At 56.0% G+C, this 20,228-nt stretch carries 19 protein-coding genes; 5 read left to right on the forward strand and 14 right to left on the reverse strand.

Features of this window, described 5'->3' with window-relative positions; genetic code table 11:
• Positions 1-27: 27 nt before the first annotated feature.
• The 6 genes from GOV91_RS16120 to GOV91_RS16145 form a co-directional block, all read right to left on the reverse strand.
• On the reverse strand, positions 28-723 hold the full coding sequence (locus GOV91_RS16120) for an ABC transporter ATP-binding protein (RefSeq protein ID WP_171236258.1): 696 nt from the start codon (positions 721-723) through the stop codon (positions 28-30).
• Positions 716-1,447 carry an ABC transporter ATP-binding protein gene (locus GOV91_RS16125; RefSeq protein ID WP_171236259.1) on the reverse strand — a complete coding sequence of 244 codons (732 nt, stop codon included), beginning with the start codon at positions 1,445-1,447 and terminating at the stop codon, positions 716-718. The genes GOV91_RS16120 and GOV91_RS16125 overlap by 8 nt, the downstream gene beginning before the upstream one ends.
• Positions 1,435-2,376 (reverse strand): branched-chain amino acid ABC transporter permease, encoded by a 942-nt coding sequence (locus GOV91_RS16130; RefSeq protein WP_171236260.1) that lies wholly within the window; start codon positions 2,374-2,376, stop codon positions 1,435-1,437. Before GOV91_RS16130 ends, GOV91_RS16125 begins: the two co-directional genes overlap by 13 nt.
• Entirely contained in the window at positions 2,376-3,302 is a 927-nt protein-coding gene (locus GOV91_RS16135) for a branched-chain amino acid ABC transporter permease (RefSeq protein ID WP_171236261.1), read from the reverse strand. The genes GOV91_RS16130 and GOV91_RS16135 overlap by 1 nt, the downstream gene beginning before the upstream one ends.
• Before the next feature lie 30 nt (positions 3,303-3,332).
• Complete coding sequence (locus GOV91_RS16140; protein ID WP_171236262.1) at positions 3,333-4,625, reverse strand: ABC transporter substrate-binding protein; 1,293 nt, start codon at positions 4,623-4,625, stop codon at positions 3,333-3,335.
• A gap of 87 nt (positions 4,626-4,712) precedes the next feature.
• Positions 4,713-6,044 carry a hypothetical protein gene (locus GOV91_RS16145; protein ID WP_171236263.1) on the reverse strand — a complete coding sequence of 444 codons (1,332 nt, stop codon included), beginning with the start codon at positions 6,042-6,044 and terminating at the stop codon, positions 4,713-4,715.
• 96 nt (positions 6,045-6,140) lie between these two features.
• Between GOV91_RS16145 and GOV91_RS16150 the strand changes: the two genes are divergently transcribed.
• Both GOV91_RS16150 and GOV91_RS16155 read left to right on the forward strand, forming a co-directional pair.
• A complete protein-coding gene (locus GOV91_RS16150; RefSeq protein ID WP_171236264.1) occupies positions 6,141-6,908 on the forward strand; it encodes a copper chaperone PCu(A)C in 768 nt (255 codons plus the stop codon).
• A 221-nt stretch (positions 6,909-7,129) separates the two neighbouring features.
• On the forward strand, positions 7,130-8,296 hold the full coding sequence (locus tag GOV91_RS16155; RefSeq protein ID WP_171236265.1) for an amidohydrolase family protein: 1,167 nt from the start codon (positions 7,130-7,132) through the stop codon (positions 8,294-8,296).
• A 13-nt stretch (positions 8,297-8,309) separates the two neighbouring features.
• Here GOV91_RS16155 and GOV91_RS16160 read toward each other — a convergent pair whose 3' ends face one another.
• From GOV91_RS16160 to GOV91_RS16190, 7 genes are read right to left on the reverse strand one after another with little or no spacing between them, the layout of a single operon-like run.
• Entirely contained in the window at positions 8,310-8,735 is a 426-nt protein-coding gene (locus GOV91_RS16160; protein WP_171176414.1) for a MarR family winged helix-turn-helix transcriptional regulator, read from the reverse strand.
• 8 nt (positions 8,736-8,743) lie between these two features.
• Complete coding sequence (locus tag GOV91_RS16165; protein ID WP_171176412.1) at positions 8,744-9,328, reverse strand: amino acid synthesis family protein; 585 nt, start codon at positions 9,326-9,328, stop codon at positions 8,744-8,746.
• Positions 9,325-9,906 (reverse strand): amino acid synthesis family protein, encoded by a 582-nt coding sequence (locus tag GOV91_RS16170; protein ID WP_171236266.1) that lies wholly within the window; start codon positions 9,904-9,906, stop codon positions 9,325-9,327. Before GOV91_RS16170 ends, GOV91_RS16165 begins: the two co-directional genes overlap by 4 nt.
• Positions 9,893-10,756, reverse strand: coding sequence for a UPF0280 family protein (locus GOV91_RS16175; protein WP_171236267.1), 864 nt, complete (start codon positions 10,754-10,756; stop codon positions 9,893-9,895). Before GOV91_RS16175 ends, GOV91_RS16170 begins: the two co-directional genes overlap by 14 nt.
• On the reverse strand, positions 10,753-12,237 hold the full coding sequence (locus GOV91_RS16180) for a 6-hydroxynicotinate reductase (protein ID WP_171236268.1): 1,485 nt from the start codon (positions 12,235-12,237) through the stop codon (positions 10,753-10,755). The genes GOV91_RS16175 and GOV91_RS16180 overlap by 4 nt, the downstream gene beginning before the upstream one ends.
• The gene (locus GOV91_RS16185; RefSeq protein WP_171236269.1) at positions 12,234-14,972 is read right to left on the reverse strand and encodes a molybdopterin cofactor-binding domain-containing protein; all 2,739 of its coding nucleotides are present in this window, start codon (positions 14,970-14,972) and stop codon (positions 12,234-12,236) included. Before GOV91_RS16185 ends, GOV91_RS16180 begins: the two co-directional genes overlap by 4 nt.
• Positions 14,969-15,799, reverse strand: coding sequence for a xanthine dehydrogenase family protein subunit M (locus tag GOV91_RS16190; RefSeq protein ID WP_171236270.1), 831 nt, complete (start codon positions 15,797-15,799; stop codon positions 14,969-14,971). The genes GOV91_RS16185 and GOV91_RS16190 overlap by 4 nt, the downstream gene beginning before the upstream one ends.
• A 339-nt stretch (positions 15,800-16,138) precedes the next feature.
• Here GOV91_RS16190 and GOV91_RS16195 point away from each other — a divergent pair, with 339 nt between their 5' ends.
• Positions 16,139-16,507 carry a hypothetical protein gene (locus tag GOV91_RS16195; protein ID WP_174827339.1) on the forward strand — a complete coding sequence of 123 codons (369 nt, stop codon included), beginning with the start codon at positions 16,139-16,141 and terminating at the stop codon, positions 16,505-16,507.
• Positions 16,508-16,983: 476 nt separating this feature from the next.
• On the opposite strand, the gene GOV91_RS16200 is transcribed toward GOV91_RS16195, so the two are convergent.
• A complete protein-coding gene (locus GOV91_RS16200) occupies positions 16,984-17,832 on the reverse strand; it encodes a fumarylacetoacetate hydrolase family protein (protein WP_171176400.1) in 849 nt (282 codons plus the stop codon).
• Positions 17,833-17,898: 66 nt separating this feature from the next.
• On the opposite strand from GOV91_RS16200, the gene GOV91_RS16205 reads away from it, so the two are divergent.
• The gene (locus GOV91_RS16205) at positions 17,899-18,777 is read left to right on the forward strand and encodes a LysR family transcriptional regulator (protein ID WP_171236271.1); all 879 of its coding nucleotides are present in this window, start codon (positions 17,899-17,901) and stop codon (positions 18,775-18,777) included.
• 89 nt (positions 18,778-18,866) lie between these two features.
• Positions 18,867-20,102 (forward strand): 3-sulfinopropanoyl-CoA desulfinase, encoded by a 1,236-nt coding sequence (gene acdA / locus GOV91_RS16210; protein WP_171176396.1) that lies wholly within the window; start codon positions 18,867-18,869, stop codon positions 20,100-20,102.
• Positions 20,103-20,228 lie beyond the last annotated feature (126 nt).

A 20,228-nucleotide genomic window follows, 5' to 3' on the forward strand; every position in this document is an offset into this window, starting at 1 on the left:
GGATCAAGCACTAGCGGTCACCATCATTCAAACACCAAGGTACTTGGTGAGGATCGTTCCATCCTGAGCGACATTCGCAGGTGCAACGGTTTCGCGATCCTGACCGTTTTCAATGAACGTGATACGGTCTGCTATCGACATAACCGCATCAATCCGCTGCTCTACCAGAATGATGGCATAGCCTTGCGCCTTCATTTTGACGACCACTTGTCGGATCTGTTCGATCATCGAAGGTTGCAGACCTTCGGTCGGTTCATCCAGTAGCAGGACTTTAGGGCGCAGGCACAGCGCGCGGGCTGTTGCCAGCATCTGCTGTTCGCCCCCCGAAAGCGTGGTAGCGACTTGGTCCAGGCGCTCTTTCAGCCGAGGGAAAAGTTCCAGAACCCAGTCTCGAGTGTTCGCGCCTTCGCCGCGTGCCATCAGACCCATTTCGATGTTCTCTGAAACAGTCAGCTCAGGGAAAAGCCGCCGACCCTGCGGGATGTAGCCTATGCCGCGTTTGGGCACGAGGTGCGCCGGCAAGCCACTGAGACGTTCCCCATCCAGCGTGACTTCACCTTGGTTCAAGGGTAGTTGGCCCATAATGGCCTTGAGCAGAGTCGTTTTCCCGGCCCCGTTGCGGCCCATGAGACAGTGTATTTCCCCGGCCTTGACCGACAAAGACACACCGAAAAGAACTTTTACCTGACCATAGCCGGTGTGAATATCAGTGACCTCAAGCATTGGCAGTTGTCCCGAGATATGCGGCTTGCACCGCCGCATTCGCGTGGATTTCGTCAACAGTTCCCGAGGCTAAAAGGCGACCTTGATCCAGCACAGCTACATGGTCGGCGGTCTCGGTGACTACACGCATATTGTGTTCGATCAGTAGGATTGTTGTCTCTTTGGCCATTGTCCGCATCAGCGTCACAAATGCATCCACTTCGCCTTCGGCCAAACCCTGTGTCGGTTCGTCAAGGATGAACAGCTTTGGGTCTTGCGCCAGACCCATAGCAATTTCCAGCACCCGTTGATGGCCATAGCTGAGATCCGAGGCAACCTGATCAGCCCGGTCCCCCAATCCAATCTTGTCCAGAACGGCGGCGGTCTTTTGAGCATGGGCCGTCTTGTCGTGCGCCAGCTTCCGGCCTGCCGCTAGGGCGACGTTGTCTTCGACCGTCAGCCCGGGAAAGATCGATGTAATCTGAAACGTGTAAGCCATGCCCAGTTGTATACGTTTATGTGCAGGCAAACGGCTGATGTCCTGGCCCTCAAAAAAAACGCTGCCATTGGTCGGTTTCGTGCGCCCGCTGACCATACCAACGAAGGTCGATTTGCCAGCCCCGTTGGGACCGATCAACGCAGTTATCGCATTCCGCCGCAGGGAAAAATCTATGTCGGTGTTGGCCTGAAGCCCGCCATAAATCTTTGTCAGACCTTTGGTTTCGAGGATACTTACGGCAGCCATGACACAGCTCTCTTGCGCAATGTGCCCGCAATGCCTTGCGGGGCGAACAGGGTAAGAAGAACCAAAGCAATGCCGGCAACCAGCATATAGGCATTGGTAAAGCTGCTGGAGACATCGATCAGGTAGAACATGAAGATCACCCCGATAAGAGGGCCGACCGTAGTTCCGGCGCCACCAAGCAGGACCCAAAGCAACGGAAAGATCGAGTAATGGACCGCTGCAAAGCTGGCCCCGACATAGCCAAACAGCATCGCATAGGCAGCGCCTGCCACGCCCGAGAACAATCCCGATACAACCAGCGCGGCAAGCTTCAGCCGCCCCACGTCATAGCCCAGCATCCGGGCACGTTCCTCATTTTCCCGAATGGCGACGAGGCGCTTGCCAAAAGGGCTTTGCACCAAACGCGCCATGGCGAGAAAACAGATCGCGAACAGGATAAATGCCGTGAAATAGCGCGCCGTTTCCGTGGTCAGGTCAATTCCAGCGATGCTGCGTTGCGCCTGTTGGATGATAAAGCCCTCGTCGCCGCGAGTATATTCTCCAAAATAAAGGATCACGAGATAGAAGGTTTGAGCAAACATCAGCGTCACGATCATGAACGCCACACCAATGGTGCGCAACGCCAAAAAGCCAACAGCGACGGACAACAGCCCTGCGGCGGCAACTCCGACAGCAAAGGCAGGCAGAACGGTCAAACCGCCAAAATTCATGCTCAGCCCAAAGCCGTACATTCCGGCGGCAAAAAACATGGCGTGGCCAAGGCTCAGCAGGCCGGTATAGCCAAAAAGCAGGTTGTATCCGATGGCATAAATCGCCAGCACCATGATCCGCGAGAATGCACCCACGTGATAGGCGGGAAGCACGAAGAAAAGCGCCACAAGCGCAAGCAAAACGCAAGAATGCAAAGCGGCTGATCTGGACACCACCATCAGGCCGCCACCCGCCTCATCAGGCCCTGCGGCCTGAATACAAGCACCATTGCCACAAGGAAAGTTGCGATTATTTTAGCTAGGGTCGGCGAGAAAAAGACCGAGATGATGCCGTCACTCATTCCGATCAGAACAGCTGCAATCACCGTGCCGGGCAAACTGCCAAGACCGCCGATGATCACCACGATAAACGCCAACAACAACGGATCTCCGCCCATCAAATAGTGGGCCTGTTGGATTGGAACGACCAGCACCGCGCCCAGCGCTGCAAGCCCTGCTCCCAATCCAAAGACCCAGGAGTAAACGCGATTGACAGGCACTCCAAAGGCCTGCGCCATTTCGCGATCCTGCTGGGTTGCGCGCATGATCAATCCGATCTTGGTGCGCGTCAGTACGAACCAAAGCACCCCCAGCACCGAAATTGCGGCAAATATCACGAACAACTTGTATGTCGTAACGCTCAGCCCCCAGGGCCAGATCATCTGGAACCCGTCCGCACCAAATTCGAACCACGGAAGCGCCAGGCGGGTATTGAAGGGCGGCTCAACCGGCCGCGCCTCTGGACCGTACAGCATCAGCGTCGATTGTTGCACGATGTACAAAATGCCAATCGTGGCCACGATGGTCCGATCCACGTCATAGTCGATCCGTTTGAGGATCAACTGATCCACCCCCGATGCAATACATCCGACCAGTACCGGCACGATAAGCAAAGCAGCCACGAAGCCAAAAGCCGCATGTCCACCGATCATCGTGCTGACTGCCCAGGCGAAAACCGCACCCAACATGAAGAATTCGCCATGGGCGACATTTACAACGCGCATGACGCCAAACACGATGCTGAGCCCCATCGCCGTCAGCACAAGAATAGCCGAGATGACCGCCCCCTCGATGGAGGCGAGCATCAGGTGAGGGCCGAAGTCCATACCCTGCCTCGCTTTTGCCTGTTGATGGGATCAGAAGGATCGCGTGGTGTAATCCACCTCATCCTCATACAACCCGTCCTCGATCGACGCCGTATGCACTACATCCAGCCGGCCGCCACCGACCTTTGAGATAAACTGTTTGCCAAAGGCCTGATGTGTCTTGCCGTTGAAGACTTTATCGCCCTGCGGGTGTTCGATGGATTCAGGCATGTCGCTCATTGCCTCGACCGCTTCGATCAGTTTGGCGCGATCTGCAGGGCCCTGATAATCCGCCGCTTCCATACCGGCTTTGATGACATGCAGCGTTTCCCAACACCCGAACATATGGGCGTAAGTGGCGACGTTAGAAGGGTCATCTATTGCTGCCCCACTGTCATTGACACCAACGGCGGCACGATAAGCCGAGGCCGCCTCGGATTCGTTGGCCTGCTTGTAACGAGGCATACCTTCCCAGAAATATGTACCTTCAAGGAACTCCAAACCCGGGCTTTGGATATCAACCGCTTCAAGACTGTCGATAAACCCAAAAATCTCGGGTCGGCTGGGCCCAAAGAACTCGCCCATTTCCTTGACGAAGGTCAGCACGGCCGGTCCTACCATCACGTGGTAAATCACCTCGGTCTCGCGAGGGATGTTTGGGAAGTAACGCGTGAAGGTCGTCTCGGTGGGTGGGATCGCAATCTTCGCAACAACCTCACCACCCTGCGCTTCGATCGCTTCCGAGAAAAAGTCGCGGTGATCGTGGCCAAAAGCAAAGTCAGGATAAATCATCGTGACCTTCTTACCCAAATTGTCAGCCACAAAAGGCGCCATCGAGATGACCTGGCTTTTTACATCTGTTATGCCGGGTTGCAGCGTATACCGGTTTAGCATGCCGCTGGCCACGTGGTGACCTTCGGAGACAACAAAATAGGGCAGCTTTAGCTCGCCCGCGCGGGGTGCAGACCCGATCACGACGTGGCTGAACAGGGTGCCGAAGGCAACGTCAACTTCGTGCTGGTTGGTGAATTTTTCTAACACTTCGGCACCGCGACCGGGGTCGGTCGCGTCGTCTTCGGTGATGATCTCGACAGGACGCCCATTGATACCACCCATCTCGTTGATGCGCGCAGCAGCGGCGTTCGTCGCAACGTCATACCATCGTCCATATGCCGCACCGATGCCGGTCGCGTGCTTCTGGAACCCAATCTTGATCGGAGCCGAGCTTTGCGCTTGTGCAAAACCAAGCGAACCGGGCAGCACACCGCCTGCCGCCAAAGCTCCTGCACCGGCCCCCAGACCCAGCAATGTCTTGCGGCGACTGATATTTGAGGTCTTTGTCATGACGTTCATCTCCTCTGTTGTTTATAGGGCGGTGCTTCGCCTCTTTTGTGATCAGTTTGTATGTATGCTAACGAGTTGTCTACTTTTTTAAGCGCCGCGTGGACTTGCTAGTAGCCACAACCCGAAAATCGTATAGCAAATCATCAGGATAGACAGGCCCAATTGCAACACAAGTATGTCCCGGCGCGTGTGGCAAAAGGTTTCAGCCGTCCGGTGGCTGAGTATGACCGCCAGCACATGGGACATCACCACGACCCCGGCCTGAGTAAGCCAAATGGCCTTCACAGTGCCGGGGACCGTCAAAAACCCAACCATGACCCGACGACTGCCAAGCCCGAACAGGTTCCAGCCAAGCGCAAAAGGGTCCGCCAATGTTGCGATCACAACCTGTATTTGCACAAGGAACGTCACGAAGTAGTGGGCAAAATGATAACCAATCGCAATCGGCAGCAAAGTGATGGAAAAGTGAATGAACGCGTTTTTGAAGGGTATTTTCTCGCGCACCAGTACGGTTCCTGAAAACACGGCAAACCCAAACACGCAACTCAGCAGCAGGACGCTGCCATAAAGGCCCACCGTTGTCGGCCAGATCAATGCCGTCCGGCCCGGGTATTCCAACGGGTTGACCCCAATCTGCGCCAACCACCAAAAGGTCTCGTACAGGCCGTCAAAGCTGCCTGCTGCCAAGGTTACAAGAACCAAAGCTGCATGGCTCAGATCGAACCTACTGCCATGAAACACCTGCCACCCCGGCAGACCAAACGCACCGGCGCGCGCGATCCTCATAGTGCCGATCAAGTTGAACAAAACCGAAAAGCACTCGACTTGCTCCAGCCAAGGTCTGCGCCCAAACAGGGTCATTCCCGCCAAGGTGAACATCCAATACCCGAACGCGACACGCGCAAGTCGACCGGGGTCATTTGGTGCCGCATCGGCCAGAACAAATCCTTGAAACGCCGCCACCAGAATAACCGCCGGCCAGATCGAAACCTCTTTGGGCAGCCTAAAAAGCGCTTTGTGATCCGGGGCCAGAAGGCGATGCAAACCCGGCCAGGGATTGACCCATTTCCAGACATCAAAAACCAGCGCCTGCACAACAAACAACAGCATCCACCATACTGTCCACAGCATTAGCGGCATCAGGTTCGCTTGTGGATCCGTCGGCCCTCGCAAGCCAATCAGGATCAACCCTGCCAGGCAGAGGGACGCGGCAATCTGACCCCAATGGTGCCATGTGCTGTTTCCTCGCCCTCGATTCAGAACAATAGGCCTGAGCACAGTTGCAAGCTGGCCGGGCCTGAGGCAAACAAGAAGCAGGATCGTAATTGCTACGGTCAATGTTCCGCCGATAATGTAGGCGGTAGTAGGCAACAAAAGAACAAAGCCCTGATCAGCCGCATGGGCAAAAGCCGGTTCCACGCTCGATACTGCAATGAGAAACGCGGCGAGAAGGGGCTTCAAAATCGGCGCCATTTTGTTAGCATACACACAACTTCGTTCGGGGAGGCAGATTAAATGAGAAAACGCTGGTTCGCCGTGGCAGGCATCGCGGCTGCGTTGGGTCTCGTTTACATGTTCACTGGTACGCCGCAAACCACAATGAAGGTCAGCGACGGACGGGCCATCCCGATGGGAGCCTCGGGATCGATGTTCATGGTTACGCTGAACCTGCAAAACGATGGTGAACCTCGCACTCTTCTAACTGTCACGTCGCCTTCCGGAGGCCAAACATCCATAATGAATCCCGGACGTGACGGACCACTTGTAGTGCCCGGAAGTGATACGGCGCAACTGGCAATGGATGGCGCTCATGTCATGTTGCAAGTCCCGGAGGGCGCGTTCCCCGAAGGCACGTACCATGCGCTTGCGCTGAAATTTGATGACGGCACCGAAGTTGTCGCCCGCATCTTGCACCCCGAAGCGACCGGTGGCGCGCGAGGAATGGATCACAGTATGTCCAACGGGATCGCTGTTTCACCCAGTCCAACCATCGAGCTGGCGCAAGATCCAGATGTCAGCACAGACGGGTTCGCCGTTGAAATCAGTGTTGAGAATTTCGAGTTTGTCCTCATTGAGGATAGCGCACCACATGTCGATGGTCAGGGGCACGCGCATATCTATCTGAACGGTTTTAAGTTGGGCCGCCTTTATGAAGAGCGCTTTGAGGTCGGTGCTCTTGCGCCCGGCGACTATGTTCTTACCGTCGCACTGAACTCCAACGACCACCGCCCTTATGTTTTCGAAGCAGCACCTGTTGCTTTGACCTACAGATTCGACCTTTAACGCACTAGGTAAGAGATGATGGCTGTCAAAGGACAACACACGGCCCCCGTTCAATTTTCAGATGTACCTTAGGCCGGGTGTCTTATCCCTCGCACGCTAATGACTGAGTTTCGATACACCGCTCTGCCAATTGCTTTGCGATGTTTGAGGCTCGCGCCAGAATTTTCTTGACGCGCGCTTGCATACTATATTCGTATACTAATGAATATCGGGAGGGTCCTATGGAAAAACTGGTCATCAAGAACATCGGTATGATCCTGTCCGGCAAGATGGAAGACCCAATCTTTGACGGCGATTGTTTGATTGCGATCGACGGCAAGATCGATGCGTGGGGTTATGAAAAGGACCTTGATACAGACGACCCGACCTGTGTTGTTGACGCGCATGGAGTGACGCTGGCCCCCGGTTTGATCGACAGTCATGTGCATCCGGTTGTCGGCGATTACACCCCGCGACAACAGCAACTCCACTGGATTGACTCCACCTTGAATGGGGGCGTGACCACGATGATCTCGGCCGGAGAGGTCCACATGCCCGGCCGACCCAAAGATGTGATCGGCCTCAAAGCGATGTCGATTGCAGCACAGCGTTGGTACGAGAATTTTCGCCCCTCAGGCGTCAAGGTTCACGCAGGTGCCCCAGTGATCGAACATGGTATGGTCGAAGAGGATTTTGCAGAGCTGGCGAATGCTGGCGTGAAATACCTGGGCGAAGTTGGCCTGGGGTCGGTCAAAGATGGCAAAACCGCGAACCAGATGGTCGAATGGGCCCGCAAATACGGTATTCAGTCAACAATCCATACCGGGGGGCCGTCCATCCCCGGGTCCGGTCTCATTGACGCAGATATGGTGATCGAAACGGGTACGGATGTGATCGGCCACATCAATGGCGGTCACTCGGCGCTGCCCGATGACCAAATCATCTGCCTGTGTGAAACCTGCACCAAGCAAGCCTTTGAAATCGTGCATAACGGTAATGAACGCGCTGCTGTGCTGACCGTGAACACAGCGCGTGAACTTGGCAAGCTGGATCAGGTGATCCTGGGCACTGACGGGCCAGCAGGGTCAGGTGTACAGCCCCTTGGCATCCTGCGCATGATCGCGATGCTGTCAGCCTTTGGAAATGTCCCGGCCGAGATCGCCTTTTGCTTTGGAAACGGCAATACCGCACGACAGCGGGATCTGAATGTGGGCCTGATCGAAAAAGGCCTGTGCGCCGATTTTGTCCTTATGGACCAGGCCCAGCACGCACCGGGGAAAACAATGCTGGAAAGCGTTGCGCAAGGGAACCTGCCCGGTGTCGGCATGACGATCATCGACGGTGTGATCCGCTCGGAGCGTTCACGCAACACACCTCCAGCGCAACGCCTGCCGGAACGCATCCTCTAAGCACGACGGAAGGTCAGGTGATCTTTCTGAGCAATGTCAAAAGCGTTTTTTGTTCAGATTTCTTGAGCGGCGCCAGCGTTTCCTGTGAGATCCCTAACCCATCTGCATAAAGCTGGTCTATCAATTGCGCACCCGCATCGGTCAATGAAATGATCGAGCGTCTTTTGTCTCCGGGATCGGCAGTCGCTTGCAACAGACCCTTGGCCTTCAGCCGGTCGACCACCCCTTTGATCGTCGCGATATCCATTGCCGCAAGTCGGCCCAGCTGATTTTGCGAAACCTCTTTCTTCTCGGCCACGCGGATCAGCGTGGAAAACTGAGTGGGCGTCAAATCTCTGGAGATGCGGTTCTGAAAGATGATCGAATGGCGTTGGCTGGCCAACCGCAATAGGTATCCGACCTGATCTTCAAGACGGTAGGGATCGACGCTGTCTGACATAAGTGCTCCTAACGAAGCCCGTCTTTGCCTTCTGCGTCGTCATGGGTCAAGCCACCAACTCGCGGTAGCGGCCGCCCGCTGTCAGTCACTGCCACAGCTACCATAATCTCGTTTGCGCGCGGCGCATCATTCAGGCGCACTTCAATCCCGTCGAAATGGCTGCGCACATAGGCCGCATCCTTGTGCCCAAGTGGCACATCCAGCACCTGACCCGGAGAGCCCATCTTTTTCGAGGACGGCACCAAGGCCGCTCCTTTCTCTACTTCTTTGCGCAGTGGTGCGCCCAGTTTGGGATGCAGAATTGCAGCGGCGTGTTCCAATTCGCCATTCTCCCCCACCATGGCCGACTTACCATAGCTTTCAGCTTGCTCGGGCGCGATACCAAGGGCTTCGACGCATTTGCGACCCAACAACGCACCCAATTCCGCGCCTATCTCCATCAGCGCACTCAGGTCTTCCTGATAAGCACCTGCAAACGGGTTCTCGATCACGGCCACTGCAACTGCTTTGCGCGTGGCCGGGTCGATCTTGCGCCCGATTTCGGTATGGGTTTCTTCGATGTTCACGGCAATTTTGCGGATCTTGGCATTCATCTCAGCCCATCCTCTCCTTTGATGTCTTTTGCAGCCAGGCCACCAGCCCGGTCGTGGATGCGGGGCCCAGTGCTCATGACAAGAATAACGGCCATCTCGCCCGCCTTGGGTGCGTCATTCAAGCCAACTTCCATGCTGTCAAAATGGCTGCGCACGTATAAAGCATTGATATGGGTGATCGGCACATCCAGCCGCCCACCCACACCGGCGACCTTTTTGGATGAGGGCACAATCGCATTCGAGTTGTCCAGAAGCTCGCGCATCGCGTATCCACCGGGCGCGTGCCACAGTGCACCATGCTCCAACTCACCGGCCTCTCCAATCATTGCGCCTTTGCCATAACCTTCGATTTTGTCAGCGCCTCCCAGCATCTCGACCAGACGCTTTGCCATTTTCAATCCCAGCGGCTTGAGGTCCTCCATGAACCACTGAATGTCGGGCTCGTACCGCCCTGCAAACGGGTTCTCGATGATCGCGATCGCCGCCGCCCGGCGCAAGGGTGTTGCAGGCACAGGGCCACCTTCGTGGAAAATCTCCTCAACGGAATAGGCGGTCTTTCGGACGTTAAGTTGGGACATTTTGGATCTCGTGTTGAATGGGTAAAATATGTGCGCCGGTCGTGACGGCGTGGCCTTGAAGGAACAGTGCCGCAGTTCTAAGGCAACCGTGGGTCTTTAACGATGTTGCGCGACGGACACCGAAGGCCAATGCTTGCTGGCACTCGCTGGCCGATAAAGCGCCACAACCGACAACCACAGGCAAGCCCCCAAGATCGCTGTTCTCGTCAACCCCGCTGGCTGCGCGACGGCTGACCGAAGGGTGCCCTGGCACATCCACTGCATTGGCAACAAGTGTTGCTGCGGCATCAGCCTCGGCGGCAGAGTTAGCAAGAACTGTCACGCTGTCTGCAATACCCAACGACAGGCTACGCCCGTGGCGGCCCGACGTCGCGATACCGCCGATTCGATCCGCACCTGTGACCTCGATCCGGCCCAAATCGCTACCGTCATGGGCCTTGATCGCTGTTTTGAACGAGGTTCCCGGCGTCAGATGTAAGGCAATGTCGCCACCGTTATTGACATAAGCGCGGGTGATATCCGCGTTTTTGGTCATGGCCGCAAGAACCTCGTCTGCTATGCTTCCCGCCACGGCGGCCATCCGGGTTAGATTGCCTACATGCATCAAAGGCAGACACGCATCATGCATTCGGCGTGCCACCGCGCCTTTGGGGCGGTTGGTAAATGGTGACAACATCGCACGAAGGTCAGGCAGCTCCTCGACCACCTCGGCAATAATGGTTTCGAACCGACGCATTGCGGCCCGATACGCGTGATCCCGCGCGCCATCCGCCCATACAATCAGATCGCTGGGGCCATGCTGCAAATGCAAGCGCTGGCCATCGGGCAACAGGCGCGCGTGCGGTTTCATTCCGCGTCTGCCTTCCAGCGGTAGTTGCCAAGGTCCATTGGATTGCCCGCTTTGGGATTTTGCCGCACATGACGGGCCTGATCAGAGTTTATGTCACTCACCTGCCGCATATGGTCGACGTGCCCGCCCAAAGCGGCATAGTCGCTCACGCGCAGGGTGAACTCGATGGGCGCGACCAGAGCAGGCGTTGGCACGTAGCCAAAAGAATTGGTTGGCATGTCCAGAACATCCACCATCACAGTGATACCGCCGCCGGGCCAAACATAGGCATCCGCCCCACCGCAGGACACATGCGTCAGCGCCTCCTTAACCGATTTGGTCAGACGCACTGGGTTTTCCGTGACACCCGCCCGCAGCGATCCCCCTGCCCCGCCCATGAACAGGACCGAGCAAACCGATGGTTCGCAGTTCTCCGCGATCAACGCCGCCGAGGACGCAAGTTTCGCGGGCACCTCACGCTGTTGCGGAACAAGATCAGCATCAAGCTCGTAATATGAGAATTGCTCACCGGTGGTCGACACCATGAACAACCGCAACCCTTCCCAGGCTGTTTTGGGATTGAACGGGCCGAGGATCGCCAGAGGATCTTCAATATCCGTGCCGCCCCACCCTGTTCCGGGTTCTGCCACCTGAAAATACCGCCCCGGCGTCGAGCGGCGCCCCTTGATCTTGATCCCGGTCGCCGGCACGTCTAGCTGCTTGCCTGTTTCGTGCTCACTGAGAACGCCGGTTATGTGATCGTCCACCACCACAACGTCGTCCACATGGCCGATCCACTGTTTCGGGAACATGCCAATGGTGGCCGAGCCGCAGCCCACGCGCATCAGGCTTTCGGTAACGCCATTTATGATCGGGGGTTGACCCGCCTGCACCACGACTTCTGTCGCGTGATCCTCTTCGCCGATCATCATGGTCACTGGTTCTCGGTTGCACAGCCGCAGCAGCGCGTCACAAGTCACACGGCCTTCTTTCTTGCTGCCACCCGTCAGGTGCTCGACACCACCCAAAGACAACATCTTTGACCCGTATTCCGATGTCATTACATGGCCGATCGGCTCGCCATCCACGCGCACCACATCGCGTTCGTGGCCAATATGGCGGTCGGTGTCGATTTTTACCTTCACACCGCAATAGCTAAAGATCCCCTCGGTCACGACCGTGACCATATCGACACCTTCAACCTTCTGACTGGCGATGAAGGGGGCGGGCTTGTAATCGGGATAGGTTGTTCCTGCGCCAACGGCAGTAACAAACTGACGCTCTCCTTTAAAGATGTCCCCATCCCAATCCGCGGACGCGCCCTCTCCCATAAACGGTACAAGTTCCTGCCCGCTTTGGATGATGGTCAGCGGATCCAACCGTACCAGTTCACCACCATGGTTTGCATAGCGGTCACAAGCGCCGGACTTGCCGTCGGCGATGTAGCACATCACTGGGCAGGCATCGCAGCGAATCTTTTCGGGCTTCGAAGCATTGGTCATTGCGTCACGCTCTTCTTCAGGGCCTCATGAACGACGCAGGGGGTCGCAGGGCCTTTGTACAACCGCACCCCTGTCGCGTGTTTGATCGCGTTCAAAAGCGCAGGCGCGGTGGGGATCAAGACGTGCTCTCCCAGACCCTTGGCCCCGAAAGGCCCATGCGCATCAGCCTCTTCGATGATGATCGTTTCAATCGGAGGGATATCCCCAATGGTCGGGATCAGATAGTCATGCAGGTTCTCAGTCCGGCCGGGGATGTATTCTTCCATCAGCGCCATGCCAAGCCCCTGAGCAATCCCACCATGAATCTGCCCTTCCACCAGCATCGGATTGATAGCCTGGCCGACGTCATGAGCCGCGACAAATTTCACAGGTCGAACAATGCCCAGCGCGATATCTACCTCGACCACGGCCAAATGCGCGGCATAACCGAATTGGGCGTAAGGATGCCCTTGTCCGTTCTCGTCCAGGGGTTTTGTCGGAGGATCATAGCTTTCTTCCGCGCGCAGAACAAAACCGTCCTCATCGGCTGCAAGCGCAGACAGGGTAAGAACATGAGATCCTGCGGCATCGGTTGCATGGATCTCTCCGGCTTTGAAGTCCAGAACCGCATCCTCTGCCACATTCAAACGCTCCAAGATCGCAGCCCGCAACGCTTTGCCCGAAAGCCGCGCCGCATTACCCGAGACAAAAGTCTGGCGCGAGGCCGAGGTTTTGCCCGCGTCCGGTGTTACATCCGTATCCGCGCCAACGCGCGTGATCTGACCTGCTTCGACCCCAAGCGCGGTTGCAAATATCTGCGTGATGACGGTGTTGGCCCCCTGACCAATATCCATCGCACCCTGATGCAAGACCACTGTGCCATCGGCGCGAATACCACATTTGATGGTAGACGGGTTTGGTAAAGATGTGTTGCCGCACCCGTACCAGCCGCTTGCGATGCCGACGCCGCGTTTCAGCTTTTCGTTGCGGGCGTTGAAGCCCTCGGCCTCTGCACGTTCTAAATCCCAGGCAGGCCGCAACGCCTCAAGACAAGACTTGATCCCGACGCCCTGATCAAAAACCTGCTCGCACACGGTCGGCACATCATTGTCCAATGCGTTTGCTATGCGGAATTCCAGCGCGTCCATTCCCAATTTCTCGGCCAGTTCGTCAAAAAGACTTTCTTGCGCGATGGCCGATTGCGGCACGCCAAAACCACGAAACGCACCGGATGGCGGGTTGTTGGTGTGAACGCCCTTGGCCTGCGCTACATAGTCCGCAACGCGATATGGACCCGAGGCATGGACCGGAACCCGGTTCGCCACCGTTGGCCCCCAACTGGCATAAGCACCAGTGTCGAAGCTGCCGCGAAAGTCAAAGCCGCACAGCTTGCCATCTTCATCAGCTCCGATCCTGAGTGTGATGTCGCACGGGTGCCGCTTGGTCGAGCTTTGCATGGATTCCGTGCGTGAATAACAAAGCCGTACCGGCTTGCCTGTATTAATCGCCGCAAGCGCCAGATAAGGCTGAACGCTCATATCCAACTTGGCACCAAATCCGCCGCCAACAGCAGTAGGAACCACCCGGATTTTGGCGCGATCCAACCCCAGAACAAGCGAAAGCCCGTCAAGATCCATCACCGGGGCCTGCGTGCAGGCATGCACCTCAAGACGACCGTCTACGAGTTCTGCAAACCCCGCTTCTGGCTCTATATAGGCATGTTCCACAAAGCCGCTTTGAAATCGGCCTTCCATAGTCACATAGGCACGCTCCAGCGCCGCCTCAGGGTCGCCGCAGGTCACAAACCCGGTGCACATCACGTTGTTATTCCGCCCGTCATGCAACTGTGCCGCAGAGACACCCTGAGCTGCGCCCATGTCCTGAGTTGCAGGCAACTCAGTCCAAACGATCGGCAATACGTCAGGATCAATCGCGCGCAGAGCATCCCGCGAGCCGACCAGGGCAGCGACCGCCTCACCCCGGAACCGAGTTTCTCTCTCGGCAAAAACGGGCTGATCCTCGAATCCCGGGATCACACCAAAACAATTCTGGCCCGGAACATCCGCCACCGTCAGGACCGCGTCCAGCCCAGCCGCCTGCGCAAACCCCTCAAGATCACCGATTTCGAAGGTTGCCCGCGCAAAGGGCGAGCGGATTACCATAACCTCAAGGCACCCGGCCGGCGCCACGTCGTCCCCATATTTCACGACAGCTGAGACCTTTTCGATCCCATCCAAGTGTTGGATCGCGTCACCCACCTGGCCTGCTATTTCGGTTGCCATGGCAGGCGCGCCCATGACAGCGTCGATGATTTTGCGGTAGCCCGTGCAGCGACACAGCACGCCACCCAAAGCGTCTTGCACCTGCGCCTCGGTGGGCGCAGGCACATCTCGCAAAAGCGCGACAGCGGACACGATCATACCCGGTGTACATATACCGCATTGCGCCGCACCATGATCCAGAAAACTCTGCTTTAACCTCGTGGCAACGGGGTCTTGGGCGTTCAACCCCTGCACAGTCTCGACCTTGCGCCCTGCAACCTGATGCGCCGGGGTCAGGCAGGCGCAAACTGGGTCACCATCGATCAGTACGGTACACGCCCCGCAATCCCCTGCGTCGCAGCCGATCTTGACATCACGCTGACCCAAACTTTCACGCAAAACCTCGGACAATCGTTGGCCAGGTGCGACGAGTGGGGCCGCCTCTCGACCGTTCAGTTGGAATGGAACCGGGGTATCTGACAACGCTTTGTTCATGACGTAACCGCCTTGTGAATTGCGCGCTGAACTTGATGACGCACCGCTTCGAACCGGTACGATGCCGTCCCTCGGACGTCATCAATGGGCGTCAGACTCGCGATGTCGTCCTGCGAAATCCTTAGTTTATAGGGATCCTGCCCGATCAAACGCGCTTCCAGCGCTGTTAGCCGCTGCGCCACAGCGGAACAGGACCCCACGGCGACGCGGGCATCTGCGATTTTGCCCTGCGCATCCAGCAGAATGTTAACCGCCGTCATGGCAATCGAGATGACCAAATAGCGGCGGCTGCCTAGCTTCTCAAAGGCGGATGTCATGAGGACATGTTGTTTTGGCACAATGATGGCTGTCACCAGCTCATCTTCTTTGAGCACCGTTTGCCGCACGCCTGTAATAAATTCGCCCAATGGCAGAATACGTGTCCCTCGTGCTGCGCTGGCAAGCTCAACCTCAGCGTTCAAGGCCAGCAGAGGCGGAACACCATCTGCCGCCGGTGACGCGTTGCAAATGTTCCCGGCAATCGTGCCCGCGTTCTGGATTTGCAGGCTTCCGACCTCACGCGCTGCCTGTTTCAAGGCGTCAAACGCTACGGGCAAATCCGCTCTCACAACATTGGACCAAGTAGCAGCCGCACCAAACCTTGTGGCGTCTTCCGTTTGCGTGATGTCAGACAGGCCACCGACTCTGGTTATGTCTAACACATTCTCCGTCTGCTCACCCGGTCGTAGCGCCGGAAAAAAATCTGTGCCACCCGCGATTACACGAACCCCAGCCTGCTTACGAAGACACAGCGCATCCGACAGCAAGCTTGGTTGTGAGTAGGCCATGCACAAATCCATTTTCGTTAGCGTACTAATGATAAGAGGGAGTTTCCACCAAAGTCAATATGACTGGCCGGGGAACGAAGAAGAACAAAAACGGGTTGCGTTCCGGGCAGTCTGTTGGTCTCGCATTCACTGGAACCCCGAACTGCACACGTCTGTGTTGACAGAATTCCGAAGCTGGCTAGGGAACATGACGCAACAAGTGCTGAACAGATCGGCGCTCCGAAATCGGTGCGGGTCGCCCTCACGCTAGAGGAGGGGATCCGATCCGGCAGGCTGGACAAGGGTGCGCCGCTGGCCAGTGAGAACACGCTGAACAAGCGGTTCTAGGTCAGTCGCAACATGGTACGAAAAAGCCTGGAGATCCTCAGCCGCAAGGGCCTGATCACAACGAGGCGCGGGGTTGGATCATTTGTCACTTTCGGCGGCAAAACCGTCGACGATCACACGGGATGGAGCGTGACATTGTCCTCAGGTGAAACCGAACTCGCCACGCGCGTCTTTCGTTTAGCGCGTGGAGAAATGGATCTGGTAGGTGCACCTGATACGGCTGGCACCGATGTCCTGATGGTCGACCGCCTGCGATTTCGGGCAACCACTGGCCAAAGCGTCTCACTGGAACGCAGCCGCCTTCCTTGGCGTGCAGGATTCTCCGAGATTCTTGAAAGCGGGCTGAAAAAGTCGATCAATGAAAATCGGCGCACCATCTGATGTTGTACTTCAGACTTGCCTTCGAATATGACCCCCTTAACCTGCCTCGCTTTGTTGCTACCATGGAAGCTTTGGCAGTTTGCATGGAAACTTTATTCAACGAAAATGATTGAATTTGCGTCGCGTGGAAATCCTCTAACAATTGTCCGCGAAGTTCAAAATCGAGCAATAGTAACAAACCTAAACAAGCAAAAAAATGATTGATTCCTGTTTGGTTGTCCGCCCATCAAGTGTCTCGCCACGATATTTAGACCGGCTCTTGTTTTTCAAGCCCGACAACGGCGATGGAATTCGCCTGGCTGGTTAAATTCACGTTCCGAAACTAAATAGGGTCGGTCGGTATCTCACCCGCCGTCCCTTTTTCCATTTTGTGGGCGATCTCAGCGTCCAGCGAGTAAAACAACCCTCACCGTGCAGCCAAGATCCTAAAGCTGAACCCGCTTTGAATCCGCTGTTGGTCCAGCAAATTGGTGTATTCAGCTATAAGCAACCGTGTTTTGTTGCTGTATGCCGAGGCCTTCGATGGAAAGTCGAATTTGTTGACCTTCTCTCAGAAATACCGGTTCAGGCTTTTGCCCCATACCGACGCCCGGAGGCGTGCCGGTGGAAATGATATCGCCAGGCTCCAGAGTCATAAACCGGCTGCAATAGGAGATGAGTTCTGCCACTCCAAAGATCATTGTTGAGGTCGAACCATTCTGATATCGAACGCCGTCCACTTCTAACCACATGGCAAGTGCCTGCGGATCCGGAACTTCATCCCGAGTCACCAGCCATGGGCCAATCGGGCCAAATGTGTCACAGGATTTTCCTTTAACCCACTGACCGCCCCGCTCGATTTGAAACTCGCGTTCAGAAAGGTCATTTACAACGCAATATCCCGCGACGTACGAAAGGGCATCCGCCTCGGAGACATGACGAGCAGTTTTTCCAATCACGACCCCGAGTTCAACTTCCCAGTCAGACTTTTGAGAGCCTTTTGGGATAATGACATCATCAAAAGCGCCGACGATGGAACTGGTCGCTTTCATAAACAGGATCGGCTCACTAGGGATCGGCATATTCGCTTCCTTGGCATGATCGCTGTAGTTCAGCCCAATGCACAAGAACTTCCCGATACCGGATACACAGGCCCCCAGACGAGCCCCTTCTTCTGCTAGCGGAAGACTGGAGACGTCCGCGGACCGAAGAACTTCAAGCGCGGAATCGGTAAGCACGTCACTGTTGATATCAGCGACAACTGTCGACAAGTCGCGGATCCTTCCTTCTTCGTCTACAATTCCCGGTTTTTCCTGGCCCGGTGAACCAAATCGCACAAGTTTCATTTCATCTCCGATTTTATGCTAGAGCAGTTGGGCTATAGCCCTAAGCCTAGATTTCGATGCGATGGTGTGGTCAATTTCATCGTTATGAACATAAACCAGCTCAAAACGCTACTCGCAGTCATTGAACAGAAATCTTTTGCTGCTGCAGGGGAAGTCATCGGGCTGTCGCCTTCGGCTGTAAGCCTTCAGATAAAGGCCATGGAAGATGAGTTGGGCGTACAGTTGTTTGACCGTATCAAGCGACCCCCTGTACCGACGGCGCGGGGACGCGCTCTGGCAGAGCACGCGCAACAGACTCTGACCCTCTTCGAAGCGTCGGCGCGTGTAGCACGGGGTGAGATCGTCAGATCAAGATTGGCGATTGGGGCTGTCCCCACGGCCTTGGCAAGCTTCCTTACGGTTGGCCTGAAGGCGCTGCAGACGACCTATCCCGCCTTGCAGGTCGAGGTAAAAAACGGAAGTTCATCTGCATTGGCCCAGAAGCTCACGGATGGGCATGTAGACGTTGCGATATGCACCAAACCTGTGAACCCGATCCCCGGTCTGGATTGGCACAGTATCGCGATTGAACCTTTCGTTGTTGTAGCTCCAGCGCATGCCAAGGGCGACAAATGGCAGGACTTGCTGCGCACGCAACCGTTTATCTGGTTCAACCGTAAGACTTGGGCAGGCCAGAGCATTGAAGAAGAACTGCGTGCTCAGAACATTGACGTGAAAAGTGCGATGGAGATCGACTCACTGGATGCAATTTCCAATCTTGTCAGTGAGGGGCTCGGGGTTTCGATTGTTCCGCTCTGCAAAGGTCGTCGGCCATTTTCGAACCGCCTGCGCACGCTTCCTTTTGGGGATCCGCCGTTTTCCCGAGAGATCGGAGCTTTCACAAACTCCGACGGCCGGGCAGATCTTGTAATCGATACTTTCATAGGGGCGCTGCAGTCTTCATGAGGAAACCTCATGCAAGAAACAAGAAATTGAAACTAACATAAATTTTTTTGGCGATGCTATGCTGACTTTATCAACAAGGCGAGCGCACCATGCTTCAAGACGCTAACTATTCAGCAACCCCGTCATTCGAGCTATCCGTCAGACAACGCGAAATTCAAAACAAGGCTCGGCACATCGCCGAAACCGTCTCCGGCCCGCTTGCTGCAGAAACTGATCGTTCCGAGAGGTATCCGGTCCGCGTTGTCGAAGCGATGACCAAATCGGGGCTAATGGGCATGAGCGTTCCCAAATCGCTTGGCGGTCCTGGTCACAGCTATTTTGACGTCGCACTTGTTGTTGAAGAGTTGGCTGCAAAATGTGGAGTATCGGGTCGGATCGCTGTTGAAGGAAATATGGGAGCCGTCGGCGCGATTATCACCTACGGATCACACGACCAAAAGAAAAGTGCGGCAGCGCATGTGTTGGCCGGTGACAAACCGGCAATCTGTATCACAGAGCCTGATGCAGGAAGCGCCGCGACCGAAATGACCACTACAGCGGTGCGCGAAGGCAATGCATGGGTTTTGAAGGGAAAGAAACACTGGATCACGGGAGGTGGCGTCTCGCAGCTCTATTTGATCTTTGCCAGAGTTATTGAAGAGGGCGAATTCAAAGGGATCGGTGGCTTTATAGGCTATCTGGGCGAAGACGGGCTGATGATCGGCGCGCGTGAGCCGACGCTGGGCCTTCGTGGCATCCCGGAAACCGAGGTCATTCTGGATAATCTGCGCCTGCCCCTGGACCGGTTGATTTCACCGCCCGACGGGCTGAAGCATGGCTTTTCCGCATTGATGAACGCCTACAATGCGCAACGCGTCGGGGCGGCGGCGGTCGCGCTTGGGATCGCACGCGGAGCGTATGAGGCAACGTTGGCGTTTGTAAAAACGCGCGAGCAGTTCGGTCGCCCGATTGCCGAATTCCAGGGTCTGCAGTGGATTATTGCCGATATGTCGATGCAGATTGATGCCGCTCGGATGATGATCTGGCGCGCAGCGGCCAGTGCAGACCGACAGCACTTAGGTTTTCCTGATCCCATGTTGGCGGCGCAAGCCAAGGTCTTCGCCTCGGAAATGGCGGTGAAAGTGACCAACGACGCGTTGCAGTTACACGGCGCACGCGGGTATTCGCGCAACACTCCCATCGAGCGCATGATGCGTGATGCACGAATGTTCACAATAGGCGGCGGCACGGCGCAAATGCTGCGCAACCTCGTGGCTGGACAGGTTTTGAAAATGAAAACCCCGCAAACACGGGGTGGATATCTTCCGAAAAACGAAAACGCTTGAAGAAACAATCAGAGACCAAGACGTATTGGACAAAGCGCATCCCCTGGCTTTGAAGCGGCGCGGAAGGCGTGATGTTTCCCGGAGAATGCACAACCGACGGCGTGAGCAACTTAGACTTGCAATTGG

Source organism: Ruegeria sp. HKCCA6837, from assembly GCF_013034475.1.
GTDB lineage: Bacteria > Pseudomonadota > Alphaproteobacteria > Rhodobacterales > Rhodobacteraceae > Ruegeria.

What these genes read in the sequence shown, in the direction of transcription:
- GOV91_RS16120 (WP_171236258.1), bottom strand. Translation starts at nt 723, where the DNA reads ATGCTTGAGGTCACTGATATTCACACCGGCTATGGTCAGGTAAAAGTT.
- GOV91_RS16160 (WP_171176414.1), bottom strand. Translation starts at nt 8,735, where the DNA reads ATGTCAGACAGCGTCGATCCCTACCGTCTTGAAGATCAGGTCGGATAC.
- GOV91_RS16185 (WP_171236269.1), bottom strand. Translation starts at nt 14,972, where the DNA reads ATGAACAAAGCGTTGTCAGATACCCCGGTTCCATTCCAACTGAACGGT.
- GOV91_RS16135 (WP_171236261.1), bottom strand. Translation starts at nt 3,302, where the DNA reads ATGGACTTCGGCCCTCACCTGATGCTCGCCTCCATCGAGGGGGCGGTC.
- GOV91_RS16130 (WP_171236260.1), bottom strand. Translation starts at nt 2,376, where the DNA reads ATGGTGGTGTCCAGATCAGCCGCTTTGCATTCTTGCGTTTTGCTTGCG.
- GOV91_RS16200 (WP_171176400.1), bottom strand. Translation starts at nt 17,832, where the DNA reads ATGAAACTTGTGCGATTTGGTTCACCGGGCCAGGAAAAACCGGGAATT.
- GOV91_RS16180 (WP_171236268.1), bottom strand. Translation starts at nt 12,237, where the DNA reads ATGACCAATGCTTCGAAGCCCGAAAAGATTCGCTGCGATGCCTGCCCA.
- GOV91_RS16195 (WP_174827339.1), top strand. Translation starts at nt 16,139, where the DNA reads ATGGTACGAAAAAGCCTGGAGATCCTCAGCCGCAAGGGCCTGATCACA.
- GOV91_RS16170 (WP_171236266.1), bottom strand. Translation starts at nt 9,906, where the DNA reads ATGTCCCAACTTAACGTCCGAAAGACCGCCTATTCCGTTGAGGAGATT.
- acdA (WP_171176396.1), top strand. Translation starts at nt 18,867, where the DNA reads ATGCTTCAAGACGCTAACTATTCAGCAACCCCGTCATTCGAGCTATCC.
- GOV91_RS16155 (WP_171236265.1), top strand. Translation starts at nt 7,130, where the DNA reads ATGGAAAAACTGGTCATCAAGAACATCGGTATGATCCTGTCCGGCAAG.
- GOV91_RS16150 (WP_171236264.1), top strand. Translation starts at nt 6,141, where the DNA reads ATGAGAAAACGCTGGTTCGCCGTGGCAGGCATCGCGGCTGCGTTGGGT.
- GOV91_RS16175 (WP_171236267.1), bottom strand. Translation starts at nt 10,756, where the DNA reads ATGAAACCGCACGCGCGCCTGTTGCCCGATGGCCAGCGCTTGCATTTG.
- GOV91_RS16140 (WP_171236262.1), bottom strand. Translation starts at nt 4,625, where the DNA reads ATGACAAAGACCTCAAATATCAGTCGCCGCAAGACATTGCTGGGTCTG.
- GOV91_RS16190 (WP_171236270.1), bottom strand. Translation starts at nt 15,799, where the DNA reads ATGGCCTACTCACAACCAAGCTTGCTGTCGGATGCGCTGTGTCTTCGT.
- GOV91_RS16165 (WP_171176412.1), bottom strand. Translation starts at nt 9,328, where the DNA reads ATGAATGCCAAGATCCGCAAAATTGCCGTGAACATCGAAGAAACCCAT.
- GOV91_RS16125 (WP_171236259.1), bottom strand. Translation starts at nt 1,447, where the DNA reads ATGGCTGCCGTAAGTATCCTCGAAACCAAAGGTCTGACAAAGATTTAT.